We start from the raw sequence: 18976 nt of genomic DNA, 5'->3' as shown, positions 1-18976 counted from the left end.
CAGCTTGCTGCGATGGCCTTTCTTCCCTCCCTCCCAAAGACCCATCCTTTTCAGCTTGAACCGCGGCCCGTTCCCGGGAAAATACCTCTCAAACAACGCCGGCACTTGATCCCTGTCATGGCGGGACGCTCGTCCTGTCGGTCAGGTCAGGTCAAGGCCAGGCGAATAAAGGGATGGGAGCGCGGCAATGAACGTCAAGGGAACGAGCCTCTATCACGAGGTCCACGCGCGCTCGCTGGCTGATCCCCAGGGCTTCTGGGCCGAGGCGGCCACGGAGATCGACTGGATCGAGCCGCCAAAGACGATCTTCGATGCCTCGCAGGGCGTCTACGGCCGCTGGTTCATGGGGGGCGTCGTCAACACCTGCTACAACGCGCTCGACCGCCATGTCGAACGCGGCCGCGCCGACCAGGTCGCGCTGATCCATGATTCGCCGCTGACGGGCTCGGTCACCAGGTTCACCTATGCCGAGCTATTGGGTGAGGTGCAGGCGCTCGCCGCCATCATGCAGGATTTTGGCGTCGCCAAGGGCGATCGCGTCATCCTCTATATGCCGATGGTGCCGGAGGCCGTGGTCGCGATGCTCGCCTGCGCGCGCATCGGCGCGGTGCATTCGGTCGTGTTCGGCGGCTTTGCCGCCAAGGAGCTCGCCACCCGCATCGACGACGCTCAGCCGAAGCTCATTCTCTCCGCAAGCTGCGGCATCGAGCCCGGCCGGATCGTGCAGTACAAGCCGCTGCTCGACGAGGCGATCAAGCTTGCGGGCACGAAGCCGAAGGCCTGCATCGTGCTGCAACGTTCCCAGCATATCTGCGACCTCACACCGGGCCGCGACTACGATTGGGCGAGCCTTCGCCGCAAGGCGATGAACGACGGCAAGAGAGCCCCTTGCGTGCCTGTCGCCGCCACCGATCCGCTCTACATCCTCTACACCTCAGGCACGACCGGCATCCCCAAGGGCGTCGTGCGCGACAATGGCGGGCACTTGGTCGCGGTGAAATGGTCGATGTTCAATCTCTATGGCGTCAAGCCGGGCGAGGTCTGGTGGTGTGGCTCGGACATCGGCTGGGTGGTCGGCCACAGCTACATCATCTATGGCCCGCTGCTGCATGGTGCGACGTCGATCATGTACGAGGGTAAGCCAATCGGCACGCCCGATGCCGGCGCGTTCTGGCGCGTCATCAGCGAGCACAAGGCGGTCGCCTTCTTCACGGCACCGACGGCGTTCCGCGCCATCCGCAAAGAGGATCCGGAAGGCAAGTTCATCCGGCAATACGACCTGTCGCAATTCCGTACGCTGTTCCTCGCCGGCGAGCGTGCCGATCCGCCGACGGTGGAATGGGCGGAGCAGCAGCTCAAGGTGCCGGTGATCGACCATTGGTGGCAGACCGAGACGGGCTGGTGCATCGCCGGCAATCCGGTCGGTCTCGGCATGCTGCCGGTGAAGCATGGCTCGCCGACGGTGCCGATGCCGGGATACCAGGTCGACGTCGTCGACGAAGCCGCAAAGCCCGTCGGCCCCAATACCATGGGCTCGATCGTCATCAAGCTGCCGATGCCACCGGCCTGCCTGCCGACGCTGTGGAATCAGGATGCGCGCTTCAAGGACGCCTACCTCACTGAATTCCCCGGCTACTACAAAACCTCGGACGCCGGCTACAAGGATGAGGACGGCTATGTCTTCGTGATGGGCCGCACCGACGATATCATCAACGTCGCCGGCCACAGACTTTCCACCGGCGGCATGGAGGAGATTTTGGCCTCGCATCCGGACGTCGCCGAATGCGCCGTGCTCGGCGTCAAGGACGCGATCAAGGGCGAGGTGCCCTGCGGCTTCCTGGTGCTCAAGGCCGGCGTGAAGCGCGCGCCTGCGGAGATCGAAAAGGAGATCGTCGCGCTGGTGCGCGACAGGCTCGGCCCCGTCGCCGCCTTCAAGCTCGCCATCACCGTCGGCCGCCTGCCCAAAACGCGCTCGGGGAAGATCCTGCGCGGCACCATCAAGAAGATCGCCGATGGCGAAGCCTGGACCATGCCGGCCACGATCGAGGATCCCAAGGTGCTGGACGAGATCGGCGAGGCGCTGAAGGGCAGGGTGTGAGGTGATCTCCGCTGTCATCACCCGCGAAAGCGGGTGATCCAGTACGCCGCGGCCGGAGTTGTGTGACCCAATGACCGCCGCGGAGTACTGGATTCCCCGCTTTTGAGGGGAATGACAGCGCGTGGGGAACGACGCCCAGGGACTTACAATCTCCTCATTCCGGGCTAAACAGGGCCGGCCAACAGGGGACCTCGTATGCCACTCGCCACCGCGCCGCGCCTGCTTGTCGCCGTGCTGCTCGCCATCGCTGTCTCCGCCTGCTCCGCGCGCTACCAGACGCCGGTGGCGGTGGGCGGTGACGATGACGACGCGGTCTGTCAGAGTCGCGGCTTTGCGCAGGGCTCGCCCGAATACGTGGCCTGCCGCAAGGACCGCGACGTCCAGCGCAACGCTGCCACCGCCCGGTCCGACCGCCGTCAGCGCGATCTCGGCGAGTACATGCTGAACCATCCCGAGCGGCCGTGACATCGGCTACGGAATTATCCTGCGCATTCATTCGCGTTTCTCGTGACACATCGGCAACGCCACAACCAAATCGTGTCGCGTCAGTCCTGATTTGATCGGCGTCAAATCCATCACCATCCCCTTTCTGCTCTGACGCTGATGTCGCGCAACGACGCGCGAGAGATGGCTGAAGGGGAATGCAATGAACGGAACGACAAAAAACCTGGCGCGGCTTGCGACGGTTGGCGCGATGCTCGTGGGGACTTTTGGCTCGGTGCAGGCGGCCGATCTGCCTGTCTACAAGAAGGCACCGCCGCCGGTAGAAGCGTTCAATCCGTGGATGGTGCGTCTGCGCGTGCTTGGCGTGTTGCCGGATGCCGGTGGCTCAACCGTCAATGTCGCAGGCGTGCCGTCGCTGTCGTCGCCGAATTCCGGGCTCTCGATCAGCGACCAGGTCGTGCCCGAGCTCGACATCAGCTATTTCTTCACCAAGAACATCGCGGCCGAGCTGATCCTCGGCGTGACCAGGCACTCGATCAGCGGCAACGGCTCGCTCGCGAACCTGCCGATCGGCAGACCACGCTGCTGCCGCCGACGCTGACCTTGCAATATCACTTCGACAATTTCGGCGCGTTCAAGCCGTATATCGGCGCCGGCGTGAACTACACCGTGTTCTTCAACAATTCGGCTGCCAATACGCCAGCCGCCATCGTCGGTCCGCCCGCGATCGTTGCCACCACCACCAGCGTGCACGTCAGCAACGCCTGGGGCGGCGCCGTGCAGTTCGGCTTTGACTACATGCTCGACCGGCACTGGGGTCTCAACGTCGACGTCAAGAAGCTCTGGCTGCGGCCGGATTACTCAGCGACCGTCAGCGGCCTGCCGGTCACAGGCACCGCGCATATCGATCCGTGGCTGGTCGGTGGCGGTGTGACGTACAAGTTTTGACGCGTTGTTTGAAGACGAGCTGTGGCCGCGGTTGACCCTGCGCTCCCTCCCCCCTTGCGGGGGAGGGCGGGGGAGAGGGGCAGCCCAGCAAAAGGCGCGAGAGAGCTTCGCCAGACGCTTTGAATTGATGGAGGAAGTCCCCGTGGGGCAACCCCTTTCCCTAACCCTCCCCCGCAAGGGGGGAGGGGACTGCAGCTTGCGTGTGGCTGCTTCTGTGCCGATCGCGAGGGTCTCCGCAAAACAAAAACGCGGCAGGTTTCCCTGCCGCGTTCAAATTGCGTTCGATCGTAAACCGAGAGGGGAGCCTTACTCCTCCTCCTCGTCCTGCTTCTTGCCACCGAGCGTCTTCAGCTTGGCGAACACGGCGTCGACGTTGAGGTCGTCGTTCGATCGCTCTGCCGGCTCGAACTCGTCCTTCTTGGTGGTTTCGGAGGCCGGCAGCAGGGTGGCGCCACCGTAGGATGCGTCGATCGGCTTTTCCTTCGCCGCGCGGGCCACTTCGAAATCGAGCTCGATCTGCGAGCAAAGGCCAAGGGTCACCGGGTCGATCGGGGTCAGCTGGGAGGTGTTCCAGTGGGTGCGGTCGCGAACGCTGGCGATGGTGCTCTTGGTGGTGCCGACCAGGCGCATGATCTGGGCGTCCTTGAGCTCCGGATGGCTGCGCAGCAGCCAGAGGATGGCGCTCGGGCGTTCATGGCGACGGGAGACCGGGGTGTAGCGCGGGCCCTTGCGCTTGGGCTGGGGCGGCAGAATCACCTTGCTCTCCTGGAGGCGGAGCCGGTAGTCCGGGTTCTTCTCGCCCTTCTCGATCTCCTCGCGGGTCAGCTGGCCGTTGGAGAGGGGATCCATGCCCTTGATGCCCTGGGCAGCGTCGCCGTCGGCGATCGCACGCACCTCGAGGGGGTGCATCTTGGTGAAATCGGCGACCTGGTCGAAGGTCAGCGCGGTGTTGTCGAGCAGCCAGACGGCGGTCGCCTTGGGCATCAGAGGTGCGTTGCTCATGGCAAATCTCCTTTGTGCTTCGCCCACCCCTCTGGAGGCGAAACCGGTGGTCATCAGCGATGACAGGGAATTCGCGCTATATAAGCCCTGAGGGGCTAGCCACGCAATGGTTCTGCTATAGATAGTGCCTTGACAGCGCCCGAAAGGGGGCCCAATTCCCTTGGAAGCGCCTGTAAAGTCCTAGCAGACCCCTTTAAGCCCTATTCCATCCATTGACCGCCCCCGCCAGAAGGCGAAACGGGTGATTCGGTCCCGAGATCGCTCAATGTCAGCCAAACCAGACCTCAAGATCGTGCTTTGTTCTCCCCGCGGCTTCTGCGCCGGGGTGGTCCGGGCGATCGACACCGTGGAACGGGCGCTCGATAAATACGGCGCCCCCGTCTATGTTCGCCACGAGATTGTGCACAACAAATACGTCGTCGACGGGTTGAAGAAGAAGGGCGCGATCTTCGTCGAAGAGCTCGCCGAAATCCCGGAAAACACCACCGCGCCGGTTGTGTTCTCGGCCCATGGCGTGCCGAAATCGGTCCCGGCCGACGCCACCTCCCGCAATTTGTTCTCGCTGGATGCGACCTGCCCGCTGGTGACCAAGGTGCACCGCGAGGCCGCGATCCACTTCAAGCGTGGCCGCGAGATCTTCCTGATCGGCCATTCCCACCACCCCGAAGTGGTCGGCACGCTCGGCCAGCTTCCGGTCGGCGCCGTAACCCTGATCGAGACCGCCGAGGACGCCAAGACCATCGTCCCGAAGAACCCCGACAACATCGCCTTCGTGACGCAGACCACGCTGTCGATCGACGACACCGCGGAGATCGTGGCGCTGCTCAAGGAGCGTTTCCCGAACATCAACGGCCCGCACAAGGAAGACATCTGCTACGCCACCACCAACCGCCAGCTCGCGGTGAAGAAGGTGGCGCCGGTGGTCGACGCCCTGATCGTGGTCGGTGCGCCGAACTCGTCGAATTCGCAGCGCCTGCGTGAGGTCGCTGAGCGCGAAGGCTGCGGGATCGCGGTACTGGCGCAGCGCGCCACCGACATCGACTGGACCAGGTTCGGCAACATCAAGAGCCTCGGCATCACCGCGGGCGCGTCCGCGCCGGAAGTGATCGTCGAGGAGATCATGGATGCGTTCGCCGAGCGCTACACGCTGCATGTGGAGACGGTCTCGGCCGCGGAAGAGAACGAGTTCTTCCCGCTGCCGCGCCAGGTGCGCCCCGAAGCCGCCGCCGAGTAGACTTTTATGGCGGTCTACACCGACGTTGCCGCCGACGAGCTTGCGGATTTCCTGAAGCAATACGATCTCGGCGAATTGCTCTCCTACAAGGGCATCGCCGAGGGCGTCGAAAACACCAACTTCCTGCTGCACACCAGCAAGGGCTCGTTCATCCTCACGCTCTATGAGAAGCGCGTGGCGAAGAACGACCTGCCGTTCTTCCTCGCGCTGATGACGCATCTCGCCGAGCACGGCGTCACCTGCCCGCTGCCGGTGAAGGCCGGGGACGGCGAGGCGCTGCGCGAGCTGTCGGGCCGGCCGGCCGCGATCATCACCTTTCTCGAAGGCGTCTGGCCGCGCAAGCCGAACGTGGCCCATTGCGCCGGCGTCGGCGAGGGACTGGCCAGGATGCATCTGGCCGGCGCCAATTTTGCGATCAAGCGTGGCAATGCGCTGTCGGTCTCCGGCTGGCGGCCGCTGTTCGACGCGGCGGCAAGCCGCGCCGATGAGGTCCAGCCGGGCCTGCATGCGTTTCTCGCCGCCGAGCTCGACTATCTCTCGAGCGGGGTCTGGCCGAGCAATCTGCCTGAAGGCGTGATCCACGCCGATCTCTTCAACGACAACGTCTTCTTCCTCGGGGACAAGCTCTCCGGCATCATCGACTTCACCTTCGCCTGCAACGACATGCTGGCCTATGACGTCGCGATCTGCCTGAATGCCTGGTGTTTCGAGCCGGACCATTCGTTCAACGTCACCAAGGCGCGCGCCTTCCTCAATGCCTATGGCCGGGTGCGAAAACTCTCCGAGGCGGAAGAAGCCGCGCTGCCGCTGCTCGCGCGCGGCGCCGCGATCCGCTTCCTGCTGACGCGGCTGGTCGACTGGCTCAACGTGCCTCCAGGAGCCCTGGTCAAGCCCAAGGATCCGCTGGAATATTTTCGCAAGCTGCGCTTCCACCAGAGCGTTTCCAGCGTGCGCGACTACGGGCTGATGCCGTCAGGACTGGTCGCGTGAGCGAGCTTCCCCTCGTCACGATCTATACCGACGGCGCCTGCTCGGGAAATCCCGGGCCGGGCGGCTGGGGCGCGATCCTGAAGTTCGGCGACAAGGAAAAAGAGCTGAACGGCGGCGAGCGCCACACCACCAACAACCAGATGGAATTGATGGCGGCGATCTCCGCGCTCGAAGCGCTGAAGAAGCCGTGCACCGTCGATCTCTACACCGACAGCCAGTATGTCCGGCAGGGCATCACCGGCTGGATCCACGGCTGGAAGCGCAACGGCTGGCGCACTGCCGACAAGAAGCCGGTGAAGAATGTCGAGCTATGGCAGCGGCTGGATGCGGCGCTGAAGGCGCACGACGTGCGCTGGCACTGGGTCAAGGGCCACGCCGGGCATCCCGAGAACGAGCGCGCGGATCAGCTGGCGCGGGACGGGATTGTGAAGGCGCGGTTGCAGCAGCGGGTGGCGGAGTAGGCGACGCGCTATCGGCGTCGCCCGGTTTCGTAGGGTGGGCAAAGCGAAGCGTGCCCACGGCTTCTTCTCAATCAAGGAAAGATGGTGGGCACGGCGCTGACGCGCCTTTGCCCACCCTACGGCACTTCCCGCTTGGAAGGAGCTCTGGCCTAAGCCTACAGCTGCCCCAGCAGCGTATCGCCACCGGAGACCTCGACCTTGCCGGGCATCGCTTCGAGGTTCAGCTTCTTCACCACGCCGTCCTCGACCAGCATCGAATAGCGCTTGGAGCGGATGCCGAGGCCGTTGCCGGAGGCGTCCAGCTCCATGCCGATCGCCTTGGCGAAGTCGGCATTGCCGTCGGCGAGGAAGATCGCCTCGTCGCGCTGGTCGGTATCGCGCTTCCAGGCGCTCATGACGAAAGCGTCGTTGACGGAGACGATGGCGATGGTGTCGACGCCCTTGTCCTTCATGGCGTAGGCGTTGAGGAAGATGCTCGGCAGATGCATCTTGTGGCAGGTGCCGGTGTAGGCGCCGGGCACTGCGAACAGCGCCACCTTCTTGCCCTTGAAGATGTCGTCGGTGGTCTTCACCTGCGGACCTTCGGCCGTCATCACGCGGAATTTCGCCTCGGGCAGCTTGTCGCCAGTCTGGATCGCCATCGTCAGTCTCCCTGAAAATCGGTCCCGCTTTTTAGACCGTGCGGCGGCGCTGCACAACATTGGCGGCGAGGGTCGTGGTCCTTCACCGTTCTGTCATCAGCCGGCAAAACCGCCGCCGTCGAGGAAGGCCTGTTCTTCCTCGGTGGTATCGCGGTCGAGCAGGCGGTTGCGGTGGGGAAAGCGGCCGAACCGCTGGATGATGTCGGCGTGCTCCCGCGCGTATTTCAGGTTCTCGGCATTGTCGGTGTTCTGAAACAGCGCGACGCAATGCAACTGGTCGGGCAGGTGCTCGGAATGCATGAAGGGCAAATAGAGGAATTCGAGCAGGATGGGATCGATCCTGCGATCGACGCCCCGATCGATTGCGCGGCGGGCGACGTCGCGCGCCGGCGCGTCGCTGGCAAAGGCTTCCGGCGTGCCGCGAAACATGTTGCGGGGAAACTGGTCGAGCGCGATGACGAGCGCGAGCGCGCCCTCGTCGCTTTCTTCCCAGGAGGCCAGCTCGCCGGCGGTCGCCCGCTTCCATAGCGGAAGAAAGCGACGCCTGACCTCCGCGTCGAAAGCGTCGCTGCGCTTGTACCAGCGCTCGCGGCCGGCCTCGCGCCAGAAGGCGAGAATGCCTGATGGCGTGATGTCACCGCCGTCAGTCATGAACCCAAGAGTCATGAACCAAGGCGCGGCTTACGCCGCCTCCGCCTTCTTCTCGTCGCGGAGCTGCCGGCGCAGGATCTTGCCGACATTGGTCTTCGGCAGGTCGGTGCGGAATTCGATGTGCTTGGGCACCTTGTAGCCGGTGAGCTGCTCCTGACAGAACTTGATCACGGCTTCCGCGGTGAGGTTGGGATCCTTCTTCACCACGAACGCCTTCACCGCCTCGCCCGACTTGGAATCGGGGATGCCGATCACGGCGCATTCGAGCACGCCCGGATTGCTCGCGATCACTTCCTCGATCTCGTTCGGATAGACGTTGAAGCCCGAGACCAGGATCATGTCCTTCTTGCGGTCGACGATCTTGGTGTAGCCCTTCTCGTCCATCACGCCGATGTCGCCGGTGCGGAAATAGCCGTCGGCGGTCATCACCTTGTCGGTCTCTTCCGGCCTGTTCCAGTAGCCCGACATCACCTGCGGGCCCTTGGCGCAGATCTCGCCGGGCTGGCCGAGCGGGACTTCGTTGCCGTCGTCGTCGCGGATCGAGATCCAGGTCGAAGGCACGGGGATGCCGATCGATCCCGAGAACTCGGTCGTGGTCGCGGGATTGCAGGTCAGTGTCGGCGAGGTCTCCGAGAGGCCGTAGCCTTCGGCGATGAAGCAGCCGGTCACCGCCTTCCACTGCTCGGCGACGGGGCGCTGCACCGCCATGCCGCCGCCGTTCGAGATCTTCAGCTTGGAGAAGTCGAGCTTCTTGAAGTCGGGATGGTGCATCAACCCGTTGTAGAGCGTGTTCACGGCCGGGAAGCTGTTGACCTGGTACTTCGCCAGCTCCTTGACGAAGCCCGCGATGTCGCGCGGATTGGGGATCAGCAGATTGCAGCCGCCGGCGCGCACCGCGAGCAGGTAGCAGGCCGTCAGCGCGAAGATGTGATAGAGCGGCAGCGCGCAGACGATCATCAGCTGATCGACATGCGGCGGCGCGGCGAGTGCCGGCTGGAGCCAGGCGTCGTTCTGCAGCACGTTGGCGACGATGTTGCGGTGGAGCAGGGTGGCGCCCTTGGAGACGCCGGTGGTGCCGCCGGTATATTGCAGGAAGGCGACGTCGCCCGGCGACAGCTTCGGCTTGTTGAACGTCAGGCCGCGGCCGGCCGATACCGCGTCGTTGAAGGACACCGCGCCTGGCAGCGACCAGGCCGGCACCATCTTCTTGACGCGGCGGACGACGAGGTTGACGATCACGCCCTTGAAGCCGAGCAGGTCGCCCATGCTGCCGACGATGACATGCTTGACTTGCGTCTTCGCGATCACCTGCTCGACCGTGTGGGCGAAATTCTCCAGCACGATGATGGCTTCGGCGCCGGAATCCTTGAGCTGATGCTCGAGCTCGCGCGGCGTGTAGAGCGGGTTGACGTTGACCACCGCGAAACCGGCGCGCAGCACGGCAGCGGTCGCGACCGGATATTGCAGCACGTTCGGCATCATGATCGCGACGCGGGCGCCACGTTGCAGGCCACGGCCCTGTAAATAGGAGGCGAGCGCCAGCGACATCTGGTCGAGGTCGCGATAGCTGATCGCCTTGTCCATGCAGATGAATGCCTTGCGGTCGGCGAACTTGGCGAAGCTCTCCTCCAGAAGGTCGACCAGCGATGCGTATTGGGTCGGCTCGATATCAGCAGGGACGCCGGGCGGATATTGCTTGAGCCAGATGCGCTCCATGGAAAACTCCCCTCAATTTACCAGAGCCCGTTGTGTCTCGGGCTTGCCTCATTGCGGCCAGTATCGAGCCTGCCGGAACGGGTGGCAAGCCGGTCGAGGCTTAGGACAAAGGTCAGGGAGTGGCTACTGGAATTGTCGCAAGCCGCTCTGCCGCAGGTGCGAAGCGCGGGCGCGGCTTGCGATGGGTGCCGTTAACTGTTGTTGGCCGGCTTGGCGGCGGGCTTGGTCGCGGCCTTGGGCTTGGCGGGCTTGGCCGCCTGATCGCCGCTTGCCGCAGGCTTCTCGGCGGGTTTCGCCGCCGCATCGTGCTTGGCCGCGGCATGCTTGGTCCCGGCCGGCTTCGCCGCGGACTTGGTATCGCTCTTGGCGTCAGGCTTGGCGGCAGCCGGCTTTGCCGCCGCCGGCTTTGCCGCCGCCGTCTTGGCATCCTTCGGCTTGTCGGCTGGCTTGTCGGTCGCGTCGGGCTTCCTGGCGACGCGCGACTTCTTGCCACGCGGCTTTGGCGTGGCCTGCTGGTCGGCATCGGCCGCGACCGCCGCGATCAGGGCAGTGCCGGTGCGGGTCGGGCCGGTATAGACGAGCACGGGCTCGGCCGCCGCGGGCGCCGTGGCCATCAGCTCGGAGGCCTTCATCAGGGGCGGCTGAAGGCCCGCGGTGAAGAAGGTCACCTGGGCTTCGCCGCCGGTGGCGGAGGCCGATCCGGACGTGCCGCCATTGGTGGCGATCAGCGCGTCGTCATCGTCGCTGGCCGGCCGCTTGCGATGACCGCCGCACATGTCCTCGCGCAGGTTCGGCGGCGAGGCGTCGACCGGCACCAGCCTGTCGACGGTGCCGAGCGAGGGGCGGAGCCAGGTGAGGTTGTCCTGGCTGAAGCCGCGCTCGAGCAGCTGCGCCGCCTTCACGGCACGCGCAGTGCCGGAGTTGGCGCCGAGCACGACGGCGATCAGCCGGCGGCCGTTGCGCGTGGCCGACGCCACCAGATTGTAGCCGGAGGCGCAGATGAAGCCGGTCTTGAAACCGTCGGCGCCGGGGTAGCGGCCGATCAGCTTGTTGAAATTGCCGGTGACGCGCTTGCCGAAGCGGATTGCCGGGATGTGCACGAAATATTCGTATTCCGGCAGGTCGCGCAGGAACGAGCGCGCGAGAATGCCGAGGTCGCGCGCGGACGTGATCTGGCCGTCAGCGGGCAGGCCGTTCGGATTGACGTAGCTCGTCTGCGTCATGCCGAGCTTCTGCGCGGTGTCGTTCATCATCGCCGAGAAGCCGTCGATCGAGCCACCGACGCCTTCGGCAAGCACCACGGCCATGTCGTTCGCCGACTTCACCATCATCATCTTCAGCGCGTTGTCGACGGTGAGCTGCGTTCCCGGACGGAACCCCATCTTCGACGGCGATTGCGAAGCCGCCGTCGGCGACACTGTGATCAGCGTGTCGAGCGTGAGTCTGCCGTCCTTCACCGCCTTCAGCGTCACGTAGGCTGTCATGATCTTGGTGACGGAGGCCGGATACCACGGGATGGTCGCGTTCTCGGCCTGCAGCACCTTGCCGCTGTCGGCTTCGATCAGCAGCAGTGCTTCGGCGCTGGCCGTGCGCGGCGCAAGCAGCACCGCGGATGCGAGGGCCGCGGCGAACAGGTTGAACAGGGACTTGCGAAGCAGCGGGCGAAGGGCGTGCACTATCCGATTCCGGTCCTTGGAGACCCGCCGGTTCCGGTCGGCTCTCGTGATCTGATGTTCGGTTCTGAAATCCGGCGCCGCCGCTTGCGGCGTCGCAAACCTATACCGGCTCGTGCGTCGAGAATAGGGGTTTCGGCCGGGTATTCCGTGATGAAATAGGCCGAATTTCGACGATGCTATGGGGACTTGACCGCAGTCGCCGCAGCCTCAGCGGCCGTCACGCTGGCCCGTGCATTTTCCTGAACCATGAACTGGGCCCTGGCGAGTTCGGCAAAATGGCCGCCTTTGGCCACGAGTTCATCGAAAGTTCCGCTTTCGATCACGCGGCCGTTCTCGAACACCAGGATCCTCGTGGCATTCCGGATGGTGGAGAGACGGTGGGCGATCACGAACGTGGTGCGTCCCTTCATCACTTCGTCGAGAGCGGCGTTCACCTTGGCCTCGGTGACGGCGTCGAGCGCGCTTGTGGCCTCGTCCAGGATCAGGATCGGCGGATCCTTCAGCAGCGCGCGGGCGATCGACAGCCGCTGGCGCTCGCCGCCGGAGAGCATGCGGCCGCGCTCGCCGGCATTGGTCTCGAAGCCGCCGCTGCGCTCGATGAATTCGAGCGCCTGCGCGCGCTCCGCGGCCTTGCGCATCTCCGCTTCGGTCGCATCCGGCTTGCCGACGCGCAAATTCTCCGCGATCGAGCGGTTGAACAGCAGCGCCTCCTGGAACACCACGCCGATGTTCCGGCGCAGCGAGGTCAGCGTCACGCCGCGGACGTCCATGCCGTCGATCCTGATGAAGCCGGACTGCGGATCGAAGGCGCGATGCAGAAGCGCGATCGCAGTCGACTTGCCGGCGCCGGTCGCGCCGACCAGCGCGATGGTCTGGCCGGGCAGCGCGGTGAAGGAGAGGTCCTCGACCGCCGGCCGCTTGCCGTCATAGGAGAAGGTGACGTCGTTGAATTCGACGAGGCCAGAGAGCCGCCCCGCATCGATCGCGTCGGGCCGGTCGTGGACTGTGGGCACGGCGTCGAGCACGTTGAAGAACTCGCGCAGCCGCGGGGCCTCCATGAACACGTTGTTGATGAAGCTCACGACCTGCTCGAGCTTCTGGATCAGCATCGTCGCGAAGCTCACGAACATCACGATCTCGCCGACGGAGGTGAGCCCCTGGTCGTGCAGCGCGATGCCGAGCGTGAAGATCGCGAGCACCGTGATGGTGGTGGAGGCGCGCGTGATGACGGTGACGAGCGCCCACCACGACAGCACCGGCATCTGCGCCGCGAGCAGGTCATCAGCGACGGAGCGCAAGCCCTTCACCTCGGATTCGACGCGCACGAAGCTCTGTACCAGAGCGACGTTGCCGAGCGCGTCGGAGGCGCGCGCGGAGAGCTCGCTGTAGTGCTCCTCGACCTGCATCTGCATGCCGAAGGTCCGGCGCACGACGAAGGTCGTCAGCGCGGTGAAGACGACGCAGAGCACGAACAGCAGGACCGCGAGCCGCCAGTTCAGGTAGAGCGACAGCGGCAGCAGCACCACGACCGACAGGATCGCGGCAAAGTGCTCGCGGAAGAAGCCGAGCCACAACCGCCACAGCGCGTCGGTGCCGTTGAGCATCACCTTCATCAGCCGGCCCGAATGGGTGCCTGAGTGGAAGGTCAGCGGCAGCTGCAAAATGTGCTCGAAATAGTCGGTCAGCACCGCCTGGCGCTGGCGGTGCGAGAGCCGGTCGGCCTGCAACGCCACGATCGCGCTGCAGCCGATGGTGAACAGCCCGAACGCCACCCAGGCCATCAAAAACGGCCAGGCCGAATTCGACCCGGCGACCGACTTGCCGGAGAGCACGTCGACGATCCGGCCGAACAGCACGGGTTCCGCGAACTGCGAGGCCGCGAGCAGGAGATTGGCAAACGCCAGCAACCAGCCCAGCCGCGCCTCCTTGCCGAGCAGTTCGAGAACGCGGGTGTAGAGACGGAGGATGGGCATGCGAGGGACGAACTCGGGCGGACGAAACGATGTGAGCCCACATTCTAATCAGGGATCGCTCGCGAGATACAGCGGAAGCTGCGGGTTTTGCTCAGTTGATCAGTCGTCCCGCGACCGGCGGCAGGAACCGGTCGTCGAAGATATCGCCCGCCGCCGGCCGTTTGCGGAATTTGAAATCCTGCGCGATCTGGTCGATCGAGCGGTCCAGGCGCGCCGGGTCGATGCCGCCGAGGCCGTTGCGTTTGACCTCGTCGGTCAGGATGTTGTCGATGAGCACGCTGCGCAGGCGTTCCCGCTCGAGGTCGCGGTCGCCGTCGTCGATCCGGTTCGTGGCTTCGTCCGCCGCACGGGCCGGCTCTTTGATGGTCGCGTTGACGCCGGCGATCAATGCGCGGACGAAACCCTTCACGGCGTCGGGCTTCGCGGCGGCGAAAGCGGGGTTGGCCACCACGGCGAAGCCGTAGGCCTCGCAGCCATAGTCGGCATAGCGGAGTACCACGAGATCGCCGCCGGGCACGCCGCGGTCGCGCAGGTTTACCGCCGAGAGATAGCTGAAGCCGGCGACGGCATCGACCTGGCCCGCGGAGAGGAGCGGCTCGCGGACCGCGGCGCTGATCTTGTGGAATTTCACTTGCGACGCGTTGATGCCGTTCTGCTGCGCCAGCGCCGGCCACAGTCGCATCGACAGATCGCCGTCGGCGACGCCGACGGTCTTGCCGTCGAGGTCGGGCAGCAGGTGAATGCCGCGGCTCCTGCGCGCGACGATCGCGTAAGGCGCGCGATTGAACAACACGAACACGGCTTTGACCGGCGCGGCATCGTCCTTGTCGCGAAAGCGGATCAGCTCGTTGATGTCGACGAGCGCGAGCTCGCTGTCGCCCTTGGCGACGCGTGCGAGCGCCTCCGGCGATCCGGCGGCGCTCTTGAAGGACACGTTGAGACGCTCGGCGCCGAAATTGCCGTCCTTCGCGGCGAGGAAGAACGGCGCCATGCTCGCATCGACGGGACGATCGAATGTGAAGTGGATCGCAGTGGACGGCGCAGCAGTCTCGGCCGCGCTGACGTCGCGCGCAGCCAGCGCGGCAAGCGAGATTGCAATGGCCAGCAGGCCGCGAAGGGCGATTGTCTTGAATGCAAACATCAGTGGCGCCGGTCCCGCATTGTTGTGGTTTCGTGACGCTCGCAGCGCCGGCCAGCGACGAGCCTGCGCGCGCCAACATGAACGGCGGATGAGCGGGGGTTGCGTGATCATGACGCAACCCCGTTCAGCTTCTGTTGGGGTTCGGGAACCCAACATGGGCTGCGGGTGTTTGAAAGACATGAGCCTGTCGTCAGGCACCATTCGAGGTCCCAAGGAGGGTCCAGGACATGTTTGACCGATTTTCGAGATTTGCCGGCCGCAAGGCCGTCTTTGCCACCGCCGCGGTGCTGGCGCTGACCGCGGTCGCCCCGACCGCCTCATACGCAGGCGGCCGCCACTGGCATGGCGGTGGCGGCGGTGCTGCGGCTGCCGCGGCCTTTGCCGGCATCATCGGCACCGGCCTTGCGATCGCTGCGACCCGTGACGCCTACGCTTATGATTACGGTCCGGGTCCGGGTTATGGCTATTACGGCGGCCCTGCCTATTACAGTGGCCCGGCCTACGGTCCTTACTACGGCCCGGGCCCGAACTACCAATATCAGCGCTATGGCGGCACGGCTCCGTCGGAGCTCTGTGGCCAGGGCTACATGCAGAACTGCTACTAGCCTTGGCTACCAAGTCCTTGACTACCAAGTCCCTGGCTACCAAGTCCCCGGCTACCAAGTCTTGACCACAACGGGCCGTCGCGCTTGCCGCGGCGGCCTGTTTTTCGCTTTTAACCCTGCGCGTTAACGCGCTCGCCATTGGTTTAGGGTAGTTTTGAGTACCATGAGTGATTCGCTTGAGCGGCTATATCTGGCTGTGCTCGCGGCCAAGGATCTTGATCCGGCAACATCGCGTACCGCCCGGCTGTTTCAGCGTGGGCCATCCAAAATGGCGAAAAAACTGGCCGAGGAAGCCATTGAGGTCGTCATCGACGCGGTCAATGGCGACAGCGAGGCCGTGATCCGGGAAAGCGCCGACCTGCTCTACAATCTCACGGTGCTCTGGGCCTCGGCCGGCGTGCGCCCGGAGGATGTCTGGCGCGAGATGGCGCGGCGGGAAGACATGCTCGGCATTGCCGAGAAGTTGCCGAAGTCGCCGATGAAGCTGCCCAAAGTCGCGTCACCGCGCGTTGCCGCCAGGCGGCCAATTGTCGCGCTGGAAGGGCGCGTCTCGCGCAAGCGCCACTAAAGCGCGGTGAAACCGGAGCAAAGCGTCATCGCGCTTTAGGTTGTTGTTTGGGCGCGATCTTTCGGAAAACCGCGACACACTGTTCCAGATCACGCCAAATCGTCACAAAACTCGCGATGGACAAATCCGTCCCATGGTGCTTCATCGCGGCGCCATGCTGAAACGTATCTACGACTGGTGCATCGACGCCGCCCACAAGCCCTACGCGCTCTGGATCATGGGAGCCGTGGCTTTCGCAGAAAGCTCCTTCTTTCCGGTCCCGCCGGATGTGATGCTGATCCCGATGTCGCTGGCGCGCCCGCAGCGCGCCTGGCTCTACGCCGCGGTCTGCACCGCGACCTCGGTGGTGGGCGGTCTGCTGGGCTACGCCATCGGTGCGCTGCTGTTTGACTCGGTCGGCCATTGGCTGATCCAGGTCTATGGCCTCGGCGACAAGGTCGACGCCTTCCGCGCCTCCTACGCGGAGTGGGGCGCGGTGATCATCCTGCTCAAGGGCCTGACGCCGATCCCCTACAAGCTCGTCACCATCACCTCGGGCTTTGCCGGTTACAATATCGGCCTGTTCATCCTGTGCTCGATCGTCGCGCGCGGCGGCCGTTTCTTCATCGTCGCGATCCTGCTCAACCGCTATGGCGACTGGATCCGCGTCAGGATCGAGAAGCATCTCGGTCTCTGGGTGGCGCTCGGCGCCGCCGTGCTGGTGCTCGGCTTCGTCGTCGCGGTCAAGCTGATCTAGGGAATGATCCGGACCCGAAGGGCCGCCTCAGCGCAACGTGTGAAGCCGTTCTCCGCAAAGATCATGTTCGCTCAATAACCCCGCGCTTTGCCGCTGCGCCGGGTTCGGCTACGGTTGCCGTCATGATGGTTCGATCCGGCAATCCGGTCCTCCGACCGGGGACGCTGATATTCGCAGTGCTTTCGCTCCTGCTCGGTGCCGGCAGCACCAGCTGGCCGCAATCCGCGCCGCCGGCGCTCGGCTTGCAGGAGCAGGGACCGCAGACCGCGCCGCCGCCCTCGACATCAGCACCTTCATCGCCGCCGGCGCGCGAGGAAAATCCCGGACTGATCAACGAAATGGGCAAGCTGTTCGACAAGCTGCCCTCGATCCTGCCACCGATCAAAAGCCCGAGCGAGACCATGAACGATCTGTCGCGGCTGGCGACGCCGTCGGCCATGGTGTCGGGGCGCATGGCTTGCCCCGCCTCGTCGAATGGCGCGCCCGACTGCAAGCAAGCCGCCGACCAGCTCTGCCAGAGCAAGGGCTACAAGGAAGGCAAGAGCCTGAACGCCGATTCCGCGGAAAAATGCTCGGCCAAGGTTCTGATCCCGGGCCGGCAACGCAAACCGGATGACTGCCGCACCGATACCTTCGTCACCAGCGCGCTGTGCCAGAACTGAGGACGTAGCGCCAGCAAAGGAGCGCCCATGAGCCGCACGGAGCAGGACTTCCTCGGACAGCGCGAGATCGCCGACGACATCTACTACGGCGTCCAGACCATCCGCGGGAAGGAGAACTTCCACATCACCGGCATCCCGATGAACCAGGAGCCTTACTTCGTGAAGGCGCTCGGTTACGTCAAGAAGGCTGCCGCGATGGCCAACCGCGACCTCGGCGCGGTCGACACGAAAGTTGCGGACGCGATCATCCAGGGCTGCGACCGCGTCATCGCCGGCGACATGATGGATCAGTTCGTCACCGACTTCATCCAGGGCGGCGCCGGCACCTCTACCAACATGAACGCCAACGAGGTGATCGCCAATCTCGCGCTGGAATCGCTCGGCTTCAGCAAGGGCGACTACCAGCATGTCAGCCCGAATGACCATGTCAATTACGGCCAGTCGACCAACGACACCTATCCGACCGCGTTTCGGCTGGCACTGATCCTGCGGCTCGAGAGCTACATGACGGCGCTGCGCCAGCTCCAGGAGGCCTTCTTCACCAAGGGCCGCGAGTTCGAGCGCGTGCTGAAGATGGGGCGCACGCATCTTCAGGACGCCGTGCCGATGTCGCTCGGTGCCGAATTCCGCGGTTGGGGCACCACGATCGGCGAGGAGGTCGACCGCATCTCCGAGGCGCGTGCGCTGCTGCGAGAGATCAATCTCGGCGCCACCGCGATCGGCACCTCCGTCACCGCGGCTGTCGGCTATCCAAAACTTGCGGTCCGGCATTTGAGCGCGCTGACCGGCGTCGACTTCATCCTTGCCGGCGATCTCGTCGAGGCGACCTCGGACACCGGCGCCTATGTGCAGCTCTCCGGCGTGCTCAAGCGCACGGCGAGCAAGCTGACGAAAATCTGCAACGACATCCGCCTGCTGGCCTCGGGCCCGCGCGCCGGCTTCAACGAGATCAACCTGCCGCAGCTCCAGCCGGGCTCGTCGATCATGCCGGGCAAGGTCAACCCTGTCATCCCCGAGGTCGTCAACCAGACCAGCTTCCTCGTCATCGGCCTCGACACCACGGTGACGCTCGCTGCAAGTGCCGGCCAGCTTCAGCTCAACGTGATGGAGCCGGTGATCTCGTTCGCGCTGTTCTTCTCGATCCGCACCATGGAGCGCGCGGTCAACAGCCTGCGCGAGAACTGCGTTGTCGGCATCACCGCCAACGAGGAGCACACCCGCAACATGGTGCTGAACTCGTTGGGTATCGTTACGGTGCTGAAGCCGCTGCTCGGCTACAAGCAATGCGCCGAGATCGCGCGCGAGGGCTACAAGAGCGGCAAGTCGCTGCACCAGATCGTGGTGGTCGAACGCAAGCTGCTGACACAGGAGAAATGGGACGAGATGTTCTCGTTCGAGCGGCTGATCAATCCGGATCTGATTGGGTGATG

Annotated in this window: 17 protein-coding genes and 1 pseudogene; 11 read left to right on the top strand and 7 right to left on the bottom strand. The window is 64.6% G+C overall.

All coding sequences use genetic code 11. The features are described from left to right. The first annotated feature begins 187 nt into the window (after window positions 1-187). The 3 genes and pseudogenes from IVB46_RS28940 to IVB46_RS28930 all read left to right on the top strand — a co-directional run bounded on the left by IVB46_RS28940 (window position 188) and on the right by IVB46_RS28930 (window position 3490). Complete coding sequence (locus IVB46_RS28940) at window positions 188-2098, top strand: propionyl-CoA synthetase (protein ID WP_247313480.1); 1911 nt, start codon at window positions 188-190, stop codon at window positions 2096-2098. A gap of 195 nt (window positions 2099-2293) precedes the next feature. Continuing rightward, the gene (locus IVB46_RS28935) at window positions 2294-2563 is read left to right on the top strand and encodes a hypothetical protein (protein ID WP_247313477.1); all 270 of its coding nucleotides are present in this window, start codon (window positions 2294-2296) and stop codon (window positions 2561-2563) included. Between the two features lie 181 nt (window positions 2564-2744). Beyond that, window positions 2745-3490: pseudogene (locus IVB46_RS28930) on the top strand (OmpW family outer membrane protein). A gap of 306 nt (window positions 3491-3796) precedes the next feature. Here IVB46_RS28930 and IVB46_RS28925 read toward each other — a convergent pair. After that, complete coding sequence (locus tag IVB46_RS28925) at window positions 3797-4492, bottom strand: cell cycle transcriptional regulator TrcR (RefSeq protein ID WP_247313471.1); 696 nt, start codon at window positions 4490-4492, stop codon at window positions 3797-3799. A 265-nt stretch (window positions 4493-4757) separates the two neighbouring features. Between IVB46_RS28925 and ispH the strand changes: the two genes are divergently transcribed. From ispH to rnhA, 3 genes are read left to right on the top strand one after another with little or no spacing between them, the layout of a single operon-like run. Beyond that, entirely contained in the window at window positions 4758-5726 is a 969-nt protein-coding gene (gene ispH, locus IVB46_RS28920) for a 4-hydroxy-3-methylbut-2-enyl diphosphate reductase (protein ID WP_063985850.1), read from the top strand. A 6-nt stretch (window positions 5727-5732) separates the two neighbouring features. Continuing rightward, on the top strand, window positions 5733-6716 hold the full coding sequence (locus IVB46_RS28915) for a homoserine kinase (protein ID WP_247313468.1): 984 nt from the start codon (window positions 5733-5735) through the stop codon (window positions 6714-6716). Beyond that, window positions 6713-7177, top strand: a complete 465-nt coding sequence (gene rnhA / locus IVB46_RS28910; protein WP_247313465.1) for a ribonuclease HI — start codon at window positions 6713-6715, stop codon at window positions 7175-7177. The genes IVB46_RS28915 and rnhA overlap by 4 nt, the downstream gene beginning before the upstream one ends. Before the next feature lie 155 nt (window positions 7178-7332). Here the strand turns inward: rnhA and IVB46_RS28905 are convergent, their stop codons facing one another. The 6 genes from IVB46_RS28905 to IVB46_RS28880 form a co-directional block, all read right to left on the bottom strand. Beyond that, window positions 7333-7818 (bottom strand): peroxiredoxin, encoded by a 486-nt coding sequence (locus tag IVB46_RS28905; RefSeq protein WP_247313463.1) that lies wholly within the window; start codon window positions 7816-7818, stop codon window positions 7333-7335. 96 nt (window positions 7819-7914) lie between these two features. Beyond that, a complete protein-coding gene (locus tag IVB46_RS28900; RefSeq protein ID WP_247313460.1) occupies window positions 7915-8469 on the bottom strand; it encodes a DUF924 family protein in 555 nt (184 codons plus the stop codon). A gap of 30 nt (window positions 8470-8499) precedes the next feature. Then, window positions 8500-10185, bottom strand: a complete 1686-nt coding sequence (locus tag IVB46_RS28895) for a long-chain fatty acid--CoA ligase (RefSeq protein ID WP_247313457.1) — start codon at window positions 10183-10185, stop codon at window positions 8500-8502. Window positions 10186-10376: 191 nt separating this feature from the next. Next, window positions 10377-11861: a D-alanyl-D-alanine carboxypeptidase family protein gene (locus IVB46_RS28890; protein WP_247313452.1), complete on the bottom strand. Its 1485-nt coding sequence runs from the start codon at window positions 11859-11861 to the stop codon at window positions 10377-10379. 176 nt (window positions 11862-12037) lie between these two features. Then, window positions 12038-13834 carry a glucan ABC transporter ATP-binding protein/ permease gene (locus IVB46_RS28885; protein ID WP_247313449.1) on the bottom strand — a complete coding sequence of 599 codons (1797 nt, stop codon included), beginning with the start codon at window positions 13832-13834 and terminating at the stop codon, window positions 12038-12040. 91 nt (window positions 13835-13925) lie between these two features. Then, window positions 13926-14975 (bottom strand): ABC transporter substrate-binding protein, encoded by a 1050-nt coding sequence (locus IVB46_RS28880; RefSeq protein ID WP_247313446.1) that lies wholly within the window; start codon window positions 14973-14975, stop codon window positions 13926-13928. A 227-nt stretch (window positions 14976-15202) separates the two neighbouring features. On the opposite strand from IVB46_RS28880, the gene IVB46_RS28875 reads away from it, so the two are divergent. The 5 genes from IVB46_RS28875 (at window position 15203) to IVB46_RS28855 (ending at window position 18974) form a co-directional block, all read left to right on the top strand. Then, window positions 15203-15580 (top strand): hypothetical protein, encoded by a 378-nt coding sequence (locus tag IVB46_RS28875; protein WP_071909294.1) that lies wholly within the window; start codon window positions 15203-15205, stop codon window positions 15578-15580. Between the two features lie 163 nt (window positions 15581-15743). Then, window positions 15744-16148 (top strand): phosphoribosyl-ATP diphosphatase, encoded by a 405-nt coding sequence (gene hisE / locus IVB46_RS28870; protein ID WP_028147364.1) that lies wholly within the window; start codon window positions 15744-15746, stop codon window positions 16146-16148. A gap of 133 nt (window positions 16149-16281) precedes the next feature. Beyond that, on the top strand, window positions 16282-16884 hold the full coding sequence (locus IVB46_RS28865; RefSeq protein ID WP_081369120.1) for a YqaA family protein: 603 nt from the start codon (window positions 16282-16284) through the stop codon (window positions 16882-16884). A 122-nt stretch (window positions 16885-17006) separates the two neighbouring features. Continuing rightward, a complete protein-coding gene (locus tag IVB46_RS28860) occupies window positions 17007-17546 on the top strand; it encodes a hypothetical protein (RefSeq protein ID WP_085400964.1) in 540 nt (179 codons plus the stop codon). A gap of 27 nt (window positions 17547-17573) precedes the next feature. Beyond that, the gene (locus tag IVB46_RS28855) at window positions 17574-18974 is read left to right on the top strand and encodes an aspartate ammonia-lyase (RefSeq protein WP_247313443.1); all 1401 of its coding nucleotides are present in this window, start codon (window positions 17574-17576) and stop codon (window positions 18972-18974) included. Window positions 18975-18976 lie beyond the last annotated feature (2 nt).

Source organism: Bradyrhizobium sp. 61, assembly GCF_023073075.1.
In the GTDB taxonomy this organism is placed as follows: Bacteria; Pseudomonadota; Alphaproteobacteria; order Rhizobiales; family Xanthobacteraceae; genus Bradyrhizobium; species Bradyrhizobium barranii.
Note: the sequence above shows the minus strand (reverse complement) of the source record. Positions and strands in the feature narration are given on the sequence as shown.